The 17687-nt window shown below is 42.3% G+C and carries 17 protein-coding genes; 9 read left to right on the top strand and 8 right to left on the bottom strand.

The window, feature by feature from the left end:
* Positions 1-80: 80 nt before the first annotated feature.
* Positions 81-1490 (bottom strand): transposase, encoded by a 1410-nt coding sequence (locus F6K51_RS06120; protein WP_293018910.1) that lies wholly within the window; start codon positions 1488-1490, stop codon positions 81-83.
* Positions 1491-1970: 480 nt separating this feature from the next.
* On the opposite strand from F6K51_RS06120, the gene F6K51_RS06115 reads away from it, so the two are divergent.
* From F6K51_RS06115 to F6K51_RS06100, 4 genes are all read left to right on the top strand, one after another.
* Positions 1971-2585: a hypothetical protein gene (locus F6K51_RS06115; protein ID WP_293018909.1), complete on the top strand. Its 615-nt coding sequence runs from the start codon at positions 1971-1973 to the stop codon at positions 2583-2585.
* A 123-nt stretch (positions 2586-2708) separates the two neighbouring features.
* Positions 2709-3119 (top strand): HEPN domain-containing protein, encoded by a 411-nt coding sequence (locus tag F6K51_RS06110; protein ID WP_293018908.1) that lies wholly within the window; start codon positions 2709-2711, stop codon positions 3117-3119.
* Entirely contained in the window at positions 3116-5773 is a 2658-nt protein-coding gene (locus F6K51_RS06105) for a ParA family protein (protein ID WP_293018907.1), read from the top strand. Before F6K51_RS06110 ends, F6K51_RS06105 begins: the two co-directional genes overlap by 4 nt.
* A gap of 293 nt (positions 5774-6066) precedes the next feature.
* Complete coding sequence (locus F6K51_RS06100) at positions 6067-6321, top strand: hypothetical protein (protein WP_293018906.1); 255 nt, start codon at positions 6067-6069, stop codon at positions 6319-6321.
* A gap of 174 nt (positions 6322-6495) precedes the next feature.
* Here the strand turns inward: F6K51_RS06100 and F6K51_RS06095 are convergent, their stop codons facing one another.
* Positions 6496-6681 carry a hypothetical protein gene (locus F6K51_RS06095; RefSeq protein ID WP_293018905.1) on the bottom strand — a complete coding sequence of 62 codons (186 nt, stop codon included), beginning with the start codon at positions 6679-6681 and terminating at the stop codon, positions 6496-6498.
* On the opposite strand from F6K51_RS06095, the gene modA reads away from it, so the two are divergent.
* Positions 6665-7426, top strand: a complete 762-nt coding sequence (gene modA, locus F6K51_RS06090; protein ID WP_293018904.1) for a molybdate ABC transporter substrate-binding protein — start codon at positions 6665-6667, stop codon at positions 7424-7426. The two genes, F6K51_RS06095 and modA, sit on opposite strands and share 17 nt — an antisense overlap.
* On the opposite strand, the gene F6K51_RS06085 is transcribed toward modA, so the two are convergent.
* Positions 7392-7589 (bottom strand): hypothetical protein, encoded by a 198-nt coding sequence (locus F6K51_RS06085; RefSeq protein ID WP_293018903.1) that lies wholly within the window; start codon positions 7587-7589, stop codon positions 7392-7394. The genes modA and F6K51_RS06085 overlap by 35 nt on opposite strands.
* Positions 7590-7606: 17 nt before the next feature.
* Between F6K51_RS06085 and modB the strand changes: the two genes are divergently transcribed.
* A complete protein-coding gene (gene modB, locus F6K51_RS06080; protein WP_293019004.1) occupies positions 7607-9721 on the top strand; it encodes a molybdate ABC transporter permease subunit in 2115 nt (704 codons plus the stop codon).
* Here the strand turns inward: modB and F6K51_RS06075 are convergent.
* Positions 9686-9865 carry a hypothetical protein gene (locus F6K51_RS06075; RefSeq protein WP_293018902.1) on the bottom strand — a complete coding sequence of 60 codons (180 nt, stop codon included), beginning with the start codon at positions 9863-9865 and terminating at the stop codon, positions 9686-9688. The two genes, modB and F6K51_RS06075, sit on opposite strands and share 36 nt — an antisense overlap.
* Positions 9866-9992: 127 nt before the next feature.
* On the opposite strand from F6K51_RS06075, the gene F6K51_RS06070 reads away from it, so the two are divergent.
* Entirely contained in the window at positions 9993-10205 is a 213-nt protein-coding gene (locus F6K51_RS06070) for a type II toxin-antitoxin system HicA family toxin (RefSeq protein WP_293018901.1), read from the top strand.
* 13 nt (positions 10206-10218) lie between these two features.
* Entirely contained in the window at positions 10219-10647 is a 429-nt protein-coding gene (locus F6K51_RS06065) for a hypothetical protein (RefSeq protein ID WP_293018900.1), read from the top strand.
* A 47-nt stretch (positions 10648-10694) separates the two neighbouring features.
* Here F6K51_RS06065 and F6K51_RS06060 read toward each other — a convergent pair whose 3' ends face one another.
* The 3 genes from F6K51_RS06060 to F6K51_RS06050 form a co-directional block, all read right to left on the bottom strand.
* Positions 10695-10979 (bottom strand): type II toxin-antitoxin system mRNA interferase toxin, RelE/StbE family, encoded by a 285-nt coding sequence (locus F6K51_RS06060; protein ID WP_293018899.1) that lies wholly within the window; start codon positions 10977-10979, stop codon positions 10695-10697.
* Positions 10976-11203 carry a hypothetical protein gene (locus F6K51_RS06055; RefSeq protein WP_293018897.1) on the bottom strand — a complete coding sequence of 76 codons (228 nt, stop codon included), beginning with the start codon at positions 11201-11203 and terminating at the stop codon, positions 10976-10978. The genes F6K51_RS06060 and F6K51_RS06055 overlap by 4 nt, the downstream gene beginning before the upstream one ends.
* A 165-nt stretch (positions 11204-11368) precedes the next feature.
* Positions 11369-11620 carry an AbrB/MazE/SpoVT family DNA-binding domain-containing protein gene (locus tag F6K51_RS06050; RefSeq protein ID WP_293018895.1) on the bottom strand — a complete coding sequence of 84 codons (252 nt, stop codon included), beginning with the start codon at positions 11618-11620 and terminating at the stop codon, positions 11369-11371.
* A gap of 86 nt (positions 11621-11706) precedes the next feature.
* Here F6K51_RS06050 and F6K51_RS06045 point away from each other — a divergent pair, with 86 nt between their 5' ends.
* Positions 11707-11832, top strand: coding sequence for a hypothetical protein (locus tag F6K51_RS06045; RefSeq protein WP_293018893.1), 126 nt, complete (start codon positions 11707-11709; stop codon positions 11830-11832).
* 20 nt (positions 11833-11852) lie between these two features.
* Here the strand turns inward: F6K51_RS06045 and F6K51_RS06040 are convergent, their stop codons facing one another.
* On the bottom strand, positions 11853-17579 hold the full coding sequence (locus F6K51_RS06040; protein WP_293018891.1) for an AAA family ATPase: 5727 nt from the start codon (positions 17577-17579) through the stop codon (positions 11853-11855).
* Positions 17580-17687: the final 108 nt, after the last annotated feature.

The following is a 17687-nucleotide window of genomic DNA, read 5'->3' as shown; positions in this document are numbered from 1 at the left end:
CTTCACTATCCGTTAAGTGTAAGCTTCTAGCACTCCTTAGAGCTACTAAAACTTCCTTTGAGGTACTATTAGTTATAGAGCTATTTATAACCGGATTCCCTATGAGCGCGTTTTATAGTGGGGAACACGCCCAGCCCCACTCGTTTTAGGTTAATTGCGGCATTAATATCGCGGTCAACCAATAACATTTCTTGCTCATCCCAATACTCGCGGAGGTCGCAATCCGTGAATACAAACTCGTCTCGATAGCTTAACAGCTGAGAGGTATAGGCAGGGTTACACTTTTTCGTTACTGCTCCAGCTTTTCCAGCTATGTAGCCCAGTACCTCAAAGAACTGCCCAAACCCTGCGTCCAACCAAGACTTATTTAATCCAGATTTAGCGGACTGTCCATTAGGCAAATATCCACCCTTCCCATCTGGCTTGGGTTTATTTCGTTTATTTAAACCAGTAAGGTTCAAATTTTCATAATAGAAAACTTTTTTTCCGCTTCTAACCAGAACATGAGCTGTTTTATAGGCATGATCCTTTCGGCTCCTAGCAATCCGTTGATGTATTCTCGCTTCACGGGATTGCAATTTCCTTCTAGCTTTACTACCTTTTGTCTTGGCATTCTTTTTTGTCTGTACCTTTTCTAAATAGGACTTACGCACAGAATCCATGGGTAGGGTGGGCAAGGTTTTGCCCACCCTACAGGTAGCGTTAAATTGAGGGATTTGCGTAAGTCCTACTAAATAAGAATGATTCTTACGGTAAGACTTAAGTGAAGGTAGTTTGGTATTTTCAGATGTTGCTAGATAATCGTCTCCGTAAAGTACGGCATCCAACCCTATGCCATTATCCCAAGTGGGAATAACACTTTCTGGTGTAAACGCTGGTACTGTAGAATCTTCTAAGCATAAGGTTGTGTACCAACCATCGGTTTTCTTGGTGATTAGAATATTCTTGATCTTAAACCCGTCGGGCAGCGGACGATGTAGGCGTACTTTGAGCCAGCCCTTGAGTTTACTTATCTTTAGCCATATCCATTTCTTCTCGATTCTGGCTACAGAAAAACAGTCTTTCCCATCTATCTTTAAAGTCCTATATCTAGCTTGATTTTTAAATCTAGGTTTTCCGCTACGACTACCATTACAATCGCCTTTGATGAATCGACTGAAAGCTAGGTCTGCTCTTTTACATACGTCCTGTAAAGTATTCGCCGGAACTCGGGTAAAGTCCAGCAATTCACCTGAGTGGACAACTGTCACCAAGTCTTTTTTCCAGATTGGTAACAGCTTTTTTTGACTGAAATAACCGGGGTTATCTCTGAGTTCTGGTAGATAAGTAATCAACGGACAAGAATTAACAGCAGTGCGGTTTTCATTCCACCACCGAAAGCGATCGCCCAACTGCCAGTTGTACCAGTACCGACAAATCCGTAGCCAATCATTTAGTTCTAGTTTTTGTTGAGTACTTGGATAAGCCTGGTATTGGTAGTTGAGCAGCATCACGATCACCTCCTAGTTTTTATTGCGCTTTACATATTATAGACTGTTCTAAATTGGGTGAGGGACTTTCGTCTTAGGGAGTAGGGAAATGGGGAGATGGGGAGATGGGGAGATGGGGAGATGGGGAGATGGGGAGATGGGGAGATGGGGAGATGGGGAGATGGGGAGATGAAGAGATGGGGAGATGGGGAGATGGGGATTTTATTATAATTTTTGCCTAATTTCAAAATTAATTAATTCATTACTATTATCAATCCTATACTAATCAGGCAATTTGGCATCGTCAATTTTAGGGCTTTTTATCAAGTATTGACATTTATTTTTTATGTGACTATAATTCAAGCTAAATTTATTAGTTTAAAAGCGATTATGATAAATCATAATAATTTATCATAACCCAAAAATCCTGTTAACTATTTCTTGCTGTTACCTGCTCCCTGTTCCCTATTATTTTATACATACTGAAGGAGGATACTTTCTGTGACTAATATTTATCACCAATTAGCTCTTGTGACTACTGCTGTCGCTTTAACCTCTGCTACTGTTGCCGTTTTACCGGCTGCTGCTGAGCAAATAATTAACCAAGAATTCAGTGGCGAACTTGAATTGTCGGATTTTCCTAGTTTTCTGCCAGAGCCTCCTCCCAAAACTAGAGATTACGAGGGGTTTGTTGAGTACAATCCTGAAGGAGAATTACTTTCTTGGTTTCTTGATGTAGAAGGGTTAGAGCAAGTCGGTTCTGATATTACTCTTGAACCGTTTCCTTCTCCGTTTCCTCTTCCTCCTAGAACCTTTGTTACTACCTTTAACGCTACCCCTGATAGTTGGATTATAGATATCGATTTTGGTAGGGCTTTTGATGCCGGGGCTTATATCCTTACCTGGAACAGAGAGTCAGGAATTACCTTTACTCTTGGAGGTTCCCTATTACCTCCAACTGTCTATGTTGATCCCAATCCTAATTTTAAGGAAACTATCACCGAGGATCCTTCAAAGCCAGATGCAACTAGTGTACCTGAACCTGTGTCTGGATTGGCGCTACTGGGACTTAGTGCTTTAGGGGCTGGTTCTTTGTTTAGAAAAAAGGATAAATAATCAGGGATTATTGTTCAGTCGTATTTCAGAGTTATAGACTCTAAGTATAGAGCGAGTTAAGTCCATTATTATGGACTTTTTTTTGTGTTATAATCTATCAAATTCATTGTAATTATACTTGTAATGTATCCTAATAATTACAAAGACTGGCTAGATATTGCAAATGAACGGGCGGCAGATGCAGACGCTATACTCAAAAATAGAAGTCAATCAATTGGATCAGTTTATATGGCAGGCTATGCCATTGAATCTAGTCTCAAGGCTTTATTACGATCTAGAAATAAATCATTTCCGAAACATGGCAATCAGGGGCATAATCTACGGGGTTTATGGGAAGCAGCGGGATTTCGTCTCTCCGATATCCGTGACTCTACAGGTGCAAAGACATTTTTTATAGAAAACTGGGATACATCCCTACGTTATCAAATAACCTGTAATAGTAGCCTGACAATGGCGGAGTTGGTAGATGGAGCAAAGCAGTTAACAAACTTTATAAAGTTTAAAATTAGTCCTAAATCCGGGAGGCGCAGATGAACCATTCAGAAATCAAAGAGCGTATTCATCAAAATATGTCACGTGCAGCTTTAGAGATTACGGAGCTGCGGGTTCAACCGGATCCGTTTCTAGGCTGGCGTATTGCTGTCATTTCCCGAGGATTTGATGACAAATCCAAACAAGAACGTAAGAACATTGCTCTAGAGGGACTAAAAGAATTGACCATTCAGTGGTTAGATTTACTAACTCCTGAAGAGCAGCAATGGGCTGGCCCTCTTCCCATTGATTCTACCCTGGAAAACGTACCTTTTTGGCCTGAAGCTCTGGCTCGCTCTCGCTCTGGCTCTAGTAATCCTGAAGCAATCCTATTTCCATCGGATCTAGACGAAGACCTTGACCGACCGATCGTTGCAACATTTTATTCCCTCAGAGGAGGAGTTGGTCGCTCAACTGCCCTGGCTTATACTGCCCGAATTCTTGCTAGTCGTGGACGCACTGTGCTCTGTGTTGACATGGATTTAGAAGCTCCAGGATTAGCGGCTTTGTTTGGAAAGGAAGACGAGGTTAAGGATCAACAGGGGTTGGTATTTGTGTTACTAAGTTTGGAGCAAGGGGAAGAGCCTGACATCCGTAATCATATTCTGAGGGTTTCTGAAACTGATGAGATTTACTGTATTCCGGCAGGTTTGCCCAATGCCAATTATGCGCGTTTACTGAGCTTTATGGAACCTGGAGCTTGGTATCGGGAAGATAGAAATCCATTACGTGAACTGATTCAGATTTTAAGTAGTGATCGTCTTCCTTTCAAACCTGATGTCATTTTACTAGATGCTCGCACAGGAATGACTCCTCTCAATGGACCGCTCCTGTTTGACTTGGCTGATCTGGCAATTATTGTGTTCTTTCCTCATCCTCAAGCTCAAAGGGGTACGGGTGAACTGGTTCGTGCATTGCTTGCTGCTGAGACTAGACGAACTGAAACTGAACAGCGGCTTACTCCAGAGCCACGATTTATTGTGTCTCCAATTCCTGCTAGTAAAGCACCAGAAGTTGTGGAACGATATCAACATAGAGCTATTGAATGGATTGGAGAGTGGCTCTCTATTCTGAGGGATAAACAATCGAGATCAGAGCCGATTAAAGAATCAGATATTACACATTTTATTCCCTATCGAGAAGAGATTGCTACATCAGATAAAATCTTATCTAATCAAGAAACGTGGCGTGACTTTGAGCCGGTTGCTGAATGGTTAGAACGTTTTATCCCTACAGCTAGTGAAGAAGAGCTACCGGATAGTTTACCCGATAGTAAGGGGCAAATTTTACAGGAATTAGAATTTTCTGCAGGAACAGCAGAATACCAAGATAATTTTCTGGAAACCTTTGTAGAAACACAGTTAGTCAATCGCGCCCTTAAGCCTAACATAGTTCTAATCCGTGGTCGTAAAGGTACTGGTAAAACGGCTATTTTCCGCCGCCTCCTGGAAGATTCTAAGCAAGATTCCATTGTAGTGTTATCTCCCAGTCCTCTTAAAGGCGATCGCCCGTGGGTTATTAACTCTGAAGGTTTCAAGGCCATTGATGAGGCTTTAGAAACTACGGGAAAAAGCTGGCGTGACTTTTGGTTACTCCAGACTTGTCTTGCCTGTCACCTATCCTGGCGTGGAGAGAAGCCTCAACCAGATGACGCTGTCTCACAAGTTCTAGGAACTGATCCTACTAACGAATTAGAACTTGTCCGATGGTTTCAGAATTTACTACCACAATCTCAAATTGGTTTATTGGCAAGAGATTGGCTGACTCGTTTCGATGGTGCTGCACAATCTACTATTCTTCTTCTTTTCGATGGACTGGATACAGGATTTGGAAATACACAGGCAGATCGAGAAAGACGCACTAAAGCCATTGAAGGACTGCTTTCGTTGATTACTGACTTAGGGGACAATATGAAAAACTTAAAATTCAAAGTTCTATTGCGAGAAGATATCTGGCGTAGCCTTCGTTTCGATAATAAAAGTCACTTTTTCGGGCGATCTGTAGTCCTTGAATGGCGTGAGCGATCAGATTTTTTTAAAGTTATAATTAAGCAAGCTCTGAAATCGGATAGATTTAAAGGACTTGTAGTAGACTCAATTCAGCAAGGTAGTTTGTTATCAAATTTGTCATCAAGTAGTGACGCCTTTAGTGACTATTTGAGTGAATCACAGGTCTTTGAAATTTGGAATCTTTTGGTTGGTGAGCGGATGAAAGGGGGTAAATCTGCCTTTACTCGGAACTGGGTCTGGAAGCGAATTGCTGATGGCAGTAACAACCATAGTCCCCGTGCTCTGTTACAACTTTTTGCTGAGGCGAAAGATTGGGAAATAAACGAACAAGAGCGAAATCCTTATCAGAAAACTATCATCCGACCACGGGCTTTGAGTTCATCTCTTGAAAAGGTATCAGAAAAAGCATTAGATGCTTTGATAAATGAAGAGTTTAGTGAACTTCAAGAGTTGATTGATTGTCTTAAAGGAATAGGACGTTCGCCCTTCTATGCAACTGATGTAAGTGAATTATATGATGAATTGAGTTTTGCTAGAGAAGTGGGTTTGTTATCTATTTATGAAGGGACTAAAGATGATGTTAAACGTTATAAAGTTCCTGATCTTTATCTTTCTGGTATCGGTATGACGCGAAAGGGGCAAGCATAAATAATATATTATTGCACCAAGCTTAAACTTGATCTGTAAAGGTAGGGAATAGGGAATAGGGAACAGGGAACAGGGAATAGGGAACAGGGAAAAAAAATTGTTTACCTAATTAGCCTACAGACCGCTATACAAAAAAAGCGATCGCATAATCTTTGCGATGCTCTGAAAGAGCCGCTACGCGATCGCTTTTTTTTACCATTAAAATACCCCCCCCAAAAAAATTCTAAAAACCCTTGACAATAAAATATATAATCATTACAATAATCAAATAAACTAAATTAAACTATTGAGCTATGTCGCAAGAATTTATCCCTAACCCCGACAATAATCCTGAAGATCAAATTCCCGGAATTAATCTTGAAGATTTTTTCCCAAAGCAACAACCTGTTCAGCACATTTTAAAGGGGCCTCGTCAAGGAGTAACTAATACTATTCATACCCTGTCTGCCATGAACTACGCACAGGCTTCCGAGTGGAGTCCTCTGCAACCTACGGGCATGCCAGGGGAGGTGATTACGATCATCACTAAGTATTGGATGCTCCGTTAAAACGTTAGTTTCTGGGGGGGTTGCCCCCCCTTGGCAAAAACAAAAGTTCCGGTATGATTAAATAGGAGCATTTCTCGATAGGTTCGGGAACTGAGTGACATAGCGATTTGAATCCACTTACTGTGGACTTGAAATAGCCGTGGACATTATTTCTACGGCTATTTTTTTTTGTTGTTAAGTATCTAATTGGGTAGGGAGTAGGGAGTAGGGAGTAGGGAGTAGGGAGTAGGGAAGAAAATTTAAATGTATATCACGGTTACTATAAAATGCTATAACTCTACTAATAACTTTTATGATTAAATCCCTAACTAGATCATGGTTTCTGTGCTTAAGTCTATCCTTAGTGTTAATAGCTTGCAATGCTCTTACCTTTAACAATCAACAGCCAGAAGTGGTGAGCCTAACGGTATCAGTGGCTGCTAGCTTACAAGATGCGATGAAAGCTATCAAAGTACTCTACACTAAGGAAACACCAGATGTTACCATTATTTATAATTTTGCATCCTCTGGTTCGTTGCAGCAACAAATCGAACAGGGAGCGCCAGTGGATGTTTTTATTTCAGCAGCTCCGAAACAGATGAATGCTCTGGAATCTAAGGGGCTTTTACTAGAAGGGACAAGGCAAAGTCTTCTTAATAATCAGGTAGTTTTAGTTACTCCTAAAGACCAGACGGGTATCTCTAATTTTCAGGACTTAACCTCTGATAAAATTAGTAAAATAGCAATGGGAGACCCGGAAAGTGTACCAGCTGGACAGTATGCTAAGGAAGTTTTCACTACTCTTAATTTGTTTGAGCAGCTGAAACCGAAGTTGGTTTTTGGCAAAGATGTTCGTCAAGTTCTATCCTATGTGGAAACAGGTAATGTGGATGCTGGATTGGTGTATGCAACAGATGCTAAGGTATCAAACCAAGTTAAACGAGTTGCTACTGCTCCGCCAGAGTCTTACTCCCGGATTATCTACCCAGTAGCAGTATTAAAGGAGTCTAAAAACCATGATCATGCTAACCAGTTTGTACAGTTTATAATCAGTGATTCAGCTAAAACTATATTTTTGAGGTATGGGTTTATTATGGCGGATAAGGGAGTAGGGAGTAGGGAGTAGGGAATAGGGAATAGGGAACAGGGAATAGGGAATAGGGAGTCGGGAGTCGGGAGTCGGGAGTCGGGAGTCGGGGTAATAAAATTGAATTTGCCTTATAACTATTAGAGACCCTATATATGCCGTTTTTTCTGCCCACACTACCCACACTTTCCACACTACCCATACTCTTTGTTCAACACTATGGAAGATTTATCTCCTTTATGGATTTCCCTAAAGACTGCTGGCTTGGCTACTATCTTTGCTTTCTTTCTGGGAATTACAGTAGCGGGTTGGATGTTTAGCTATCAAGGGAAAGCTAAAGGAATTATTGATAGTATCTTAACCCTTCCGATAGTGCTACCGCCTACAGTAGTTGGCTTCTTATTACTGTTGTTACTAGGTAGAAATAGCCCAGTGGGACAGCTATTAAGGCAATTGGGATTATCTGTAATCTTGTCTTGGCCTGCTACTGTGATTGCTGCTACTGTCGTTGCCTTTCCTTTGATGTATAAAACTGTATTGGGAGCTTTCAAACAAGTTAATCAGGATTTGATTAACTGTGCCCGTACGTTGGGGGCTTCTGAATGTAGGGTATTTTGGCAAGTGTTGCTACCGTTGGCTTGGCCAGGGGTGATGGCGGGGACAGTTCTGGCTTTTGCTAGAGCTTTGGGAGAGTTTGGCGCTACGTTAATGCTAGCCGGGAGTATTCCTGGCAGAACCCAAACCATTGCGATCGCTATCTTTTTTGCAGCCCAAGCCGGGAGGATGGGGGAAGCACTACTATGGGTGTTGATTATGGTTGCGATCGCTCTCGTGGCAATCACCATCATTAACTATGAGCAGGGAGCAGGGAACAGGGAGCAGGGAGCAGGGAGCAGGGAGCAGGGAGCAGGGACAAAATCTAACATAGAAGTAAGTAAGGGATCCCCCCTAACCCCCCTTATTAAGGGGGGGACTAGAGCTTCCCTTATTAAGGGGGGAAAAGAACAGGGAATAGGGAAAAAATCTAACATAGAAGTAAGGAAGGGATCCCCCCTAACCCCCCTTAATAAGGGGGGGACTAGAGCTTTCCTTAATCAGGGGGGAAAAGAACAGGGAACAGGGAAAAAATCTAACATAGAACCAAGTCAAGGACTTTTAGTAGAGTTACGAAAAGAGGTAAGCTCTAGCTTTACCCTAGATGCTAAATTTACTGCTAATGGTAAGCCCTTAGGTATCTTAGGGGCTTCTGGTTCTGGTAAAAGTATGACGCTACGGTGTATTGCTGGTTTGGCTACACCCACTCAAGGCCGCATTGTCTTGAACGGAAGAGTTTTGTTTGATTCTAAACAGGGTATTAATCTTCCTCCTCACCAACGTCGCATTGGTTTTGTGTTTCAAAACTACGCCCTCTTTCCCCACATGAATGTTGCTCAAAATATCGGCTTTGGCTTGCAGGAATTGCCGAAAGCCCAAAGGAATGAACGGGTATGGAAATACATTGAACTGATGCATTTACAGGGACTAGAAAAGCGCTATCCTCACGAACTTTCTGGGGGACAGCAGCAGCGGGTAGCCTTGGCAAGAGCAATGGCGATCGCACCAGAAGCGTTACTATTAGATGAGCCCCTTTCTGCCCTTGATACCTATCTCCGGAATCAGATCGAAATGCTACTAACGGAAGTTTTCTCTACTTATCAAGGAGCCACTCTTTTCGTGACCCATAAATTAGAGGAAGCTTACCGAGTTTGTGGTAATCTGTTAGTCCTTTCCGAAGGAAAGGTTATTGCTTCTGGTTCTAAAGAAGCTATTTTTGAGCATCCTCCTAGCTTTAGGGTAGCACAATTAACGGAGTGTAAAAACTTTTCTCGGGTTGAAATTATTGACCACCAAAAAATTCAAGCCCTGGACTGGAACTGTAGTCTTTCAGTTGTAGAACCGATCAGGAAATCGTTGGCTTATGTTGGCATCCGTGCCCATCATCTGATATTTCTCAAAGAGCCAAATCACGACAATACGTTTCCCTGTTGGCTGGTGACGATGAGTGAAACCCAGCACAGAGTTACACTGTATCTGAATTTATATACTGCTTCTAGGAATACAGGAGTTATAGATTGCCCCCTAAATCCCCCAATTCTGGGGGACTTTGACATGATTCCCCCCCAAAGTTGGGGGGTTAGGGGGGCAAAACCAACTAAACTTGGTAAGTCCTACAATCCTCAGCAATACCACCTCCAAGCTGAAGTTTTCAAGGAAAAATGGCATCAGATTAAAGCTTGGCCTCAGCCATGGTATGTGCAGTTAGATGCTTTGCGGTTGATTTTGATGGAGAGTTGATTGAACTATAGAAGTTTTCAATTGGGTGAGGTACAAAGTCTTGGGTTTTAGGGAGCAGGGAGCAGGGAGCAGGGAATAGGGAATAGGGAACAGGGAATAGGGAATAGGGAGAGGAAGTGCGATGCTCCTTGGCCTTTGGGCCACGCTACGCGAATGGAGTCGCTATGGGATGAAGCGAAGCTTCCGCTAAGAGCGATCGCAAATCTTTGATAAACCCAACACGAGTCATTTCACCCTTGACTAGCGGACAATAATGTCCCATAGTTTTATCATGAAAGGAAGTGAGTTCATTAGGAGGGTAAAAAAGTTAGCCAGAGAGCGTGGTCTCGAATCTCGTGTTGACAAAAAGCGCGGGAAAGGAAGCCACGTCACACTTTATTTTGGTGACCGATTTACTATTGTCCGCAATCCCAAAGATGAACTCAAGACTGGGACATTGAAGGCAATGCTACGTCAGCTTGGTCTACAGGAAGATGAGATTTAACCATGCCATTACTATGAGTCGATTTTCATTCCCAGCTACATTTACCCCTGACGAGTCGGATGGCGGGTTTGTGGTAACTTTTCAGGATCTGCCAGAAGCTATTACTCAGGGAGATTCCATGGAACAAGGCTTGGCTGAAGCAGCGGACTGTTTGGAAGAAGCGATCGCTGCGAGGATTGATGACCAACTCGACATCCCCAACCCCTCACCCCCGGCAGGCGGAGACTATTTAGTCCCAGTGCCAATTCAGACTGCCTTAAAAGCTGCCCTTTACCTGGCCATGTCCGAGGCAGGGATCACATCACTCCAATTAGCCCATACTCTCAATACCGATGAACAGGAAGTCAGGCGCATTCTCAACCCCGATCACGGGACGAAACTTCCTACACTGGAACGGGCACTAGCTGCTTTAGGTAAGCGGATTGAACTTCGCCTTTTTTAGGGGAATGTGGTCAATATCATCAAGACGGGAATACCCACAATGCACCCTCAATACACCTCATCGTGGGTGCCAATATCGAGTAAAATAATTACTTCATCTTGAATCTGTTGGTCTGTCTCAATGGAAAACACAATCCGGCAATCGTATCCACAGGAGCAGGCTTTGAGGCCCAATAACTCTCCTTTCAGAGAATGGGTACCTAGTTTTGGGTCAAAAACATCTTCTTCCATTTGCCTCAGGGTGTTTTCAATGCGTTTCTGGAGTTTGGCGTTGCGAGAGACAAACTTACGATAAGCCCGCTTAAATTTTGGGGTAAGTACCAGTTGCCTCATGGGTTTTCGTCAAGAGCCTTTTGCAATTGAGAAATTACAGTCTCTGCTGACTGAGGTCGTAACTTGCCCTGTTTAAATCTAGCAATCGATTCTTTGGCATCCTCAGCAATTTCTTTACGACGGGATTCGATCAGACGGTTTTGGATGATTTCAACCAGCATAGCCTGCTGTTCAGGAGGCAGTTGACTAACCGTGTTGAGGGCTTCTTCAAGGGAAGTTGTCATTGGCTTAACAGAGAGGTTTGGTCGCTAGATTCAATTCTATCGGGTTGAATACTTACACGCTTGCGCCGAATCGAAGATCGAAGTTGGAGCCGCTACGCGATCGCATTCTCTTGTAGCTTGGTTTGAAGCAAGGAAACCCAACACTATCTTTTGGCTTAGAAATCGCTACCATTTCCAATCCTCTTCATCCCAATAATTTTTAATCCGATCATCAATTAATAATTCATCATCACCATTTTCTGCCATTTCTTTAAACGCTTCTTCCCATCCTTGACGAGACTGGGATACTGGCGAAATGATTACCTTCCCATCTTCTACTGTTATTTCAACTACATTGGCTAAACCACATTCTTCAATAATTGCTTTAGGAATTCTAATTCCTTGGGAATCTCCAATACGTACAATGGCAGCTTTCATCAGCTTAATTAATAGATAAACTTATTGGTAATTAATATCTTAGCACTAATAATTAATAATCTCTATATAGTGTACCTAAATGAATTGTGAGTGATAATTTTTGTCCCCTGTTTCCTACTCCCTACTCCCTACTCCCTACTCTCTGTTTCCTACTCCCTACTCCCTACTCCCTACTCCCTACTCCCTATTCCCTATTCCCTTTACTATTTTAATTGAAAGTCCAATATCCCACTTAAACATGCTGCTCAACCCAACTGCGGTCAAAGATGGATTCATAAATCCGGTTATTGACTCTCAGACATCCCTGTTGCTTCACCACTAACCCAGACAACAGCAATTCCTTTTCCTCTGGACTGTCAACAGCCACCACTTCTCCCTGCTCGACAATTTGTCGATAGATTTCCAGTAGCCCTACAGATTGTTTACTCTCCAGGATGCGATCGCGTATAGTTCTCAAATGCTCTGGTTCATCCTGGGATTCCCAATTTTCTATCACCTTGGTTCGCACCAAATTTTCAATCCATTCAGCTTCGTCGTTGGTAGGGATAGCAGATGAAGTACTGCGGATGAATTGACAGATCTTTTGGGTCAAAAAAGGCTGACCACTCGTCCATGCTAACAGTTCTTTGAGCAGTGTTTGAGGATTGCTCACTTTCTCTGCTAATCCTTGAAGCAAAGGTTGGGCTTCATGCTCTTTAAAGCCCTCCAGTTGAATCGCCTGACCAATATTAAAAGGAGTTCTTTGGTGGTCTGTAATTAAGCCAGAGGGGGTAGCAACCCCAAACAGAGCAAAGGTTAAATTGCCATAGTCTGGATTGATAGTACGCTGATTATAGCAAGAGCGAATCAGAGCAAAAAAGTCATTAACTGGAAAATTCAAGCCCAAGACGCTATCAACTTCATCGATAAAAACTACCCGTTTATTCGGTAAACTGTTATCTGGTTGATCAACCTCACCCAGTAAGACTTCTTCAATAAATTGACTCAACCGCTGAACCGTAGAAATATCTCCTCGTTCATTCCACCACTTTTTTAAATTCACCTTTCTTAGTAAACCAAAACTTCGCCATAGCTCTACTGCCAATCCCTTATACCATTGGTCAGGGGTAACATTTTCGCTGCCAATCCGAGTCAGGTCAATCGCCGCGCAGCTAATCCCCTCATTGTTCAGGTGGTTAATCATACGTACCATCAGGCTTGACTTGCCCATCTGGCGGGGATTGAGAATATAACAAAACTCCCCTTGCTTTAAAGCTTTATAGAGAGTTCTGTCAGCAGAACGCACCACATAAGTGAGAGCATCCATCGGTAAACTTCCCCCCACTTGATAATCAAAATTCGCGGCTTGTTCGTCACTCTTGAGTAACTCGTTTTCAAATATTAGTTCCGCTTGAGTAGCTTTGAGAACGTCCAAAGTTTGAGATAGTTCTTGAGTGCGCTCTTCTACTTTAAGCTCTAGATTGCGGTTATAGTCTTCTAACTGTCCATAGAGACGAGCATTTTCAATAGAGATAGCAGCTTGAGCAGAAAGCATTCTTAACACTTCAATGCGATCGCTCGTAAATGCGTCTGTAGTTAAATTATTTTCTAAATATAAAATACCGCTTAGTTTACCTTGATTTAACAAAGGACTACAGATAATCGATTTGGGTTGAGTGGCAACAATGTAGGGGTCACGAGTAAATTGTCCTTGATTAGCCGCATCACTTAAAACTAAATTTTCCTGGGTGCGAGCCACATAATTGACGATAGAGACTGACAAGACCGGGGTTTTACTGGCAGCATCCACAGAGTCTACTGGCAGGGATTGCAGTGTAGTCACCTGATCAGAATCCACTTTTCCTTCAGCTTCAATTACCCAATCACCGTCCTTATCCAGTATCATAAAACCTTTTTGAGCCCCAGCATTCTCAATCAGGATTTTCATTAACTTTTCCAGCAACTTGTCTGGGATAATTTCCCCAGAAATAGTTTGCGATGCTTTGAGAATGCTATTGATATCCAAAACACCGGATGTAGTTTTACCTGAGTCGGTAATTGACGGATTTAAGCTAGTTTTAATACTATCTGTTGAAACTGTAGCCAAAAATTGTGGGTATCGAGCTTCCAAATCCTTTACCTTAGCCACAGCTCCCCAGCCTTGATAAGTATAGTGGGCATCTTGTAGGTAGTGGCGAGCAACGTGGTTTTGGTTTCTAGCTAAATAGAATTTGCCTGCTAGTTCATAAGCTAGGGCTTCTTCGTTGAGATAGTCGTTTTTATGGGCTAAGGTAATAGCGCGGTCGTAATAGTCTCTAGCTTCGCTATCTTTGCCTAAAACTCGGGCTCGTTCAGCTTCGACTAGATAAAATTTGTGTAGAAAATTCATCGGAGCTTGCTTTGCCCAGAGTTCCATTTTTTCTTGTTTAGCAGCAACCTTGGTCAAAATTTCTGCTCTTTCAGTCTCTGAAGCATCAGGATAAAATGCTAGCCGAGCCAGGGCATCATAGAAGTAAGCAGTGGTAAGGATGAATGATGAGCCAGCATTAGCAGCATAGTCTTCAAACTGGTCTGCATTTTCAACCGCTTGCTGAAATTCCTGGAAAAGATAACACAGAGCGAGTTTATGGGAATAAGCATGCATCAGTGCCGTGCGATCTCCACTGCCTAGATGGACTGGCATCATCTTTTCTTCATCGTATGCTTCACCAATCAAACGGCAGGGATTTTCTGTTTCTCCCATCAAGTTAAGGATAGCCTGCATATAGGTTTGAGTCCAATGAAGGTAAGCTTCCTGCTGAGTTTGAATAGTAGCTACAATTGCTTTCGCCGTCTCTTTCTTAGCATCCGTCAGCTCAATGCCACTTAGGTATAAAGCGTAGGCATAGGTAACCATAGCACTAGCAGCATATTCAAGATCTCCAGTTTCTATTCCACTTTGATAAGCTTCCGTGGAAACAGATGATATATCCCTGAGCGGTTCCTTCCAATGCTTTAGAGAGAAATTATATATTGCATAAGTTCTGGCTTTGAATGTTTTATCTTTGAATCGTTCTAGTAACTTCAAAGCCAGTTGACCAAACTGATAGCCAGCCTCCAGCTCTCCTCTTAAGCAGAGGATAAGCCCGTAACCGGCATAGGGAAAAGCGAAATCAGGGGAATTACCAAACTGAATCGATAAATTCACCTGTCGGCACCAATTTACCAAGCTGAGTTGATTCATTGCTATGTAGGCAGGGCTCAACAAGTAGTTCATAACCCCCATAGCTGCTAGTTTATGGGGATCGGTCATTTGGGGTAAGTCCATTAGCTGCTGGGCTTGCCTGCCCCCCAAGGCAGACTTGATCTGCTCTATCTCTCCCGTCAGATCACACTGGTTGGGTTGTTCGGGTAATTCGATCCCAAGTAATTTCAGAACGTCTAGCCCAGTTTTGACTGCTTCTATAAATTTTCTTTGAGCACAATAGGCTTGCATTTTGACTTCATAGACTTTGACTTTGTCTAGCAGTGTTTGGGCTTTTTGCAAGACTATCTCAGTCAAGGGCTCCATTTGGTCGTAGTTGGCAATTGTATAAGCTGCTTCTGCTGCCTCCACATACAAATCTAAGCTGAGGTTATACTGCTGCGACCAACTCTGGTTACCTAATAAACTTAAGCCGGTCTGGAGATAATTGAAACCAAGTTGACGAGCAGCTGAAGATTTTGCTTTTTTGCCTGCCCGCAGATTTAATCGAGCTAACTCATCTCGCTCTGTTTGTTCCTCAATTAGCTCCCGACCTTTGTTCAACTGGTTAACAATCTCAAACAGCTTCTGTTCAGATTCTTCAGAGGATTTATTTTGCAGTAACAACTTGCCAATACCCAGATGTACTGCTTGGGTATCTACTTTGGGAATGAGCGAGTAAACTGCTTGTTGGATACGGTCGTGGGCAAATTTGTATTCTACAACTAACTGATTTGACAACCCTTCGATATCAAGTTCCACCAACTGGTAGGCATAGCTAAGGGGTACAATTAGACCAGATTGGAGTGCTGACTGTAAATCCGTTGCAGTTTCCTGTATAGATTTTTCATATATCACTGCCAGTGTTTTCAGATAAAACTGGTTCCCTATGCAAGCTGCTAATTTTAATAATGCCTGAGTTGCTGTCGGTATTTTTTTTACCTTTTTGATCATCAACTCCACCACATTATCTGTAAGTGGTTGCGCTTTTATTTGCTCTATATCCCACTCCCATTTATGAGAATGATAGTTAAAATAAAACCAACCTTCAGAATACATAGATTTTATAAACTCATTGATAAAAAACGGATTTCCACCAGTTTTTTCCTGTATCAATTCGGCAAGCTGCTTGGCAGTTATTGAATCTACTAAAAAGGTATCAACGATAAGTTGAGTAACATCGGTTAAGGCTAAGGGGAGAAGTAGTATTCTCTTAATTGTTACTCTTGCTTTTTCAAGCTGTTCCAAGCTTTGAGTCAAAGGATGTACGTCGTTTACTTCATTATCCCGATATGCCCCAATTATAAACAGATATTTATTATCTGCTGCTGTCATCAGTAGTTGAATTAATTTCAACGAAGCTCTATCTGCCCACTGTAAGTCGTCAAGGAAAATGACTAACGGATGTTCGGGTTGAGTGAATATCTTAATAAATTTTTGAAAAACAAAATTAAAGCGATTCCGCAATTCTGATGGCGGAAGCTCTGGGACAGGTGGTTGTGGACCAATAATCAGTTCTACTTCAGGAATAAATTCAATGATTACCTGTCCATTTTTCCCTAATTCCCCTTGCAGCTTCTCTCGCCAATTGTGAATCTCTGCTTGACTTTCTGTGAGTAACTGTTGTACTAATGACCGAAATGCCTGAATTAAGGAAGCGTAAGGAATATTTCGTTGAAACTGGTCAAACTTACCAGAAATAAAATAGCCATGTTGGCGAGTCAGTGGCTTATATACCTCCTGTATTAATACGGACTTGCCAATACCAGAATACCCCGAAACCAGCATGATTTCACTAGCTCCTTGGCTGACTCGTTCAAAGGCAGCTAATAGGGTAGAAATCTCCTGTTCTCGCCCATACAGTTTTTGTGGTATTTGAAATTGATCGGAAACATTGTGCTGATCGATCACGAAAGCATCAATTTGCCCTTTGGTTTGCCACTGTCTGAAACATTCTTCTAAATCTGCCTTGATCCGATAGGCTGATAGATAGCGTTCTTCAGCATTTTTCGCCATCAATTTCAACAGGAGCGCTGAAAGAATTGCTGGAATCTCTGGTTTTAGTTCCTGTGGTGGTGTCGGTTGTTTAGCAATATGACAATGGACTAATTCCAAAACATCATTGCTGGGGAAGGGTAACTCTCCCGTCAGCAATTCATAAAAGGTCACCCCCAGGGAGTAAAAATCAGTGCGGTAATCGATGGCTCGATTCATTCGACCCGTTTGTTCTGGGGAGATATAAGCTAGGGTTCCTTCTAATACATTCGGGTTGCGAAAGGTTGAGATTTCTCGCGACAGTGTGGTTGAAATACCAAAATCAATTAGCTTAAGCTTACCAGTATTCTGATTTAAGATAATATTTGATGGGTTAATATCTTTGTGAATAATATGCTGCTGGTGAACCTGACCGAGAATGTCAACAATCTCAATGGCCAGGTGGAGAAACTCACCAATTGTGAATTCCTGCTTCGGAATGATCCGATTGAGAGATTCGCCCCCAAAATCTTCTAACACCATTACCCAGTTAGTTTCTAGGTTTTCCCAGCTGTAAACATCTATGACACCGGGTAAGTTAATAGTTTGGGTTGTTTCATACTCTCGCTTGAACCAAGCAATGCTTTCAGGGGAAGGATAAGCCTGTTTGAGCATTTTAAGGATAACAGGTTGGTGATCTGCTCGCCGATGTCCGCGATAGACTAAGGAGTTGGTGCTCTCATGGAGTTTTTCCGTAACTTGGTAACCTGATAAATCGCGCATACTTACCTCCTTTAAAGGAGTTTTTATGATAAAAAACCGCACTGGTTGTGGTTTGAGCTGATCAAATAATAATCCACTTTTCCAAGTGTACAAAGTTATCAGTGATTT

Origin of the sequence: Moorena sp. SIO3I8, from assembly GCF_010692325.1 — a bacterium.
Taxonomy (GTDB): Bacteria; Cyanobacteriota; Cyanobacteriia; order Cyanobacteriales; family Coleofasciculaceae; genus Moorena.
Note: the sequence above shows the minus strand (reverse complement) of the source record. Positions and strands in the feature narration are given on the sequence as shown.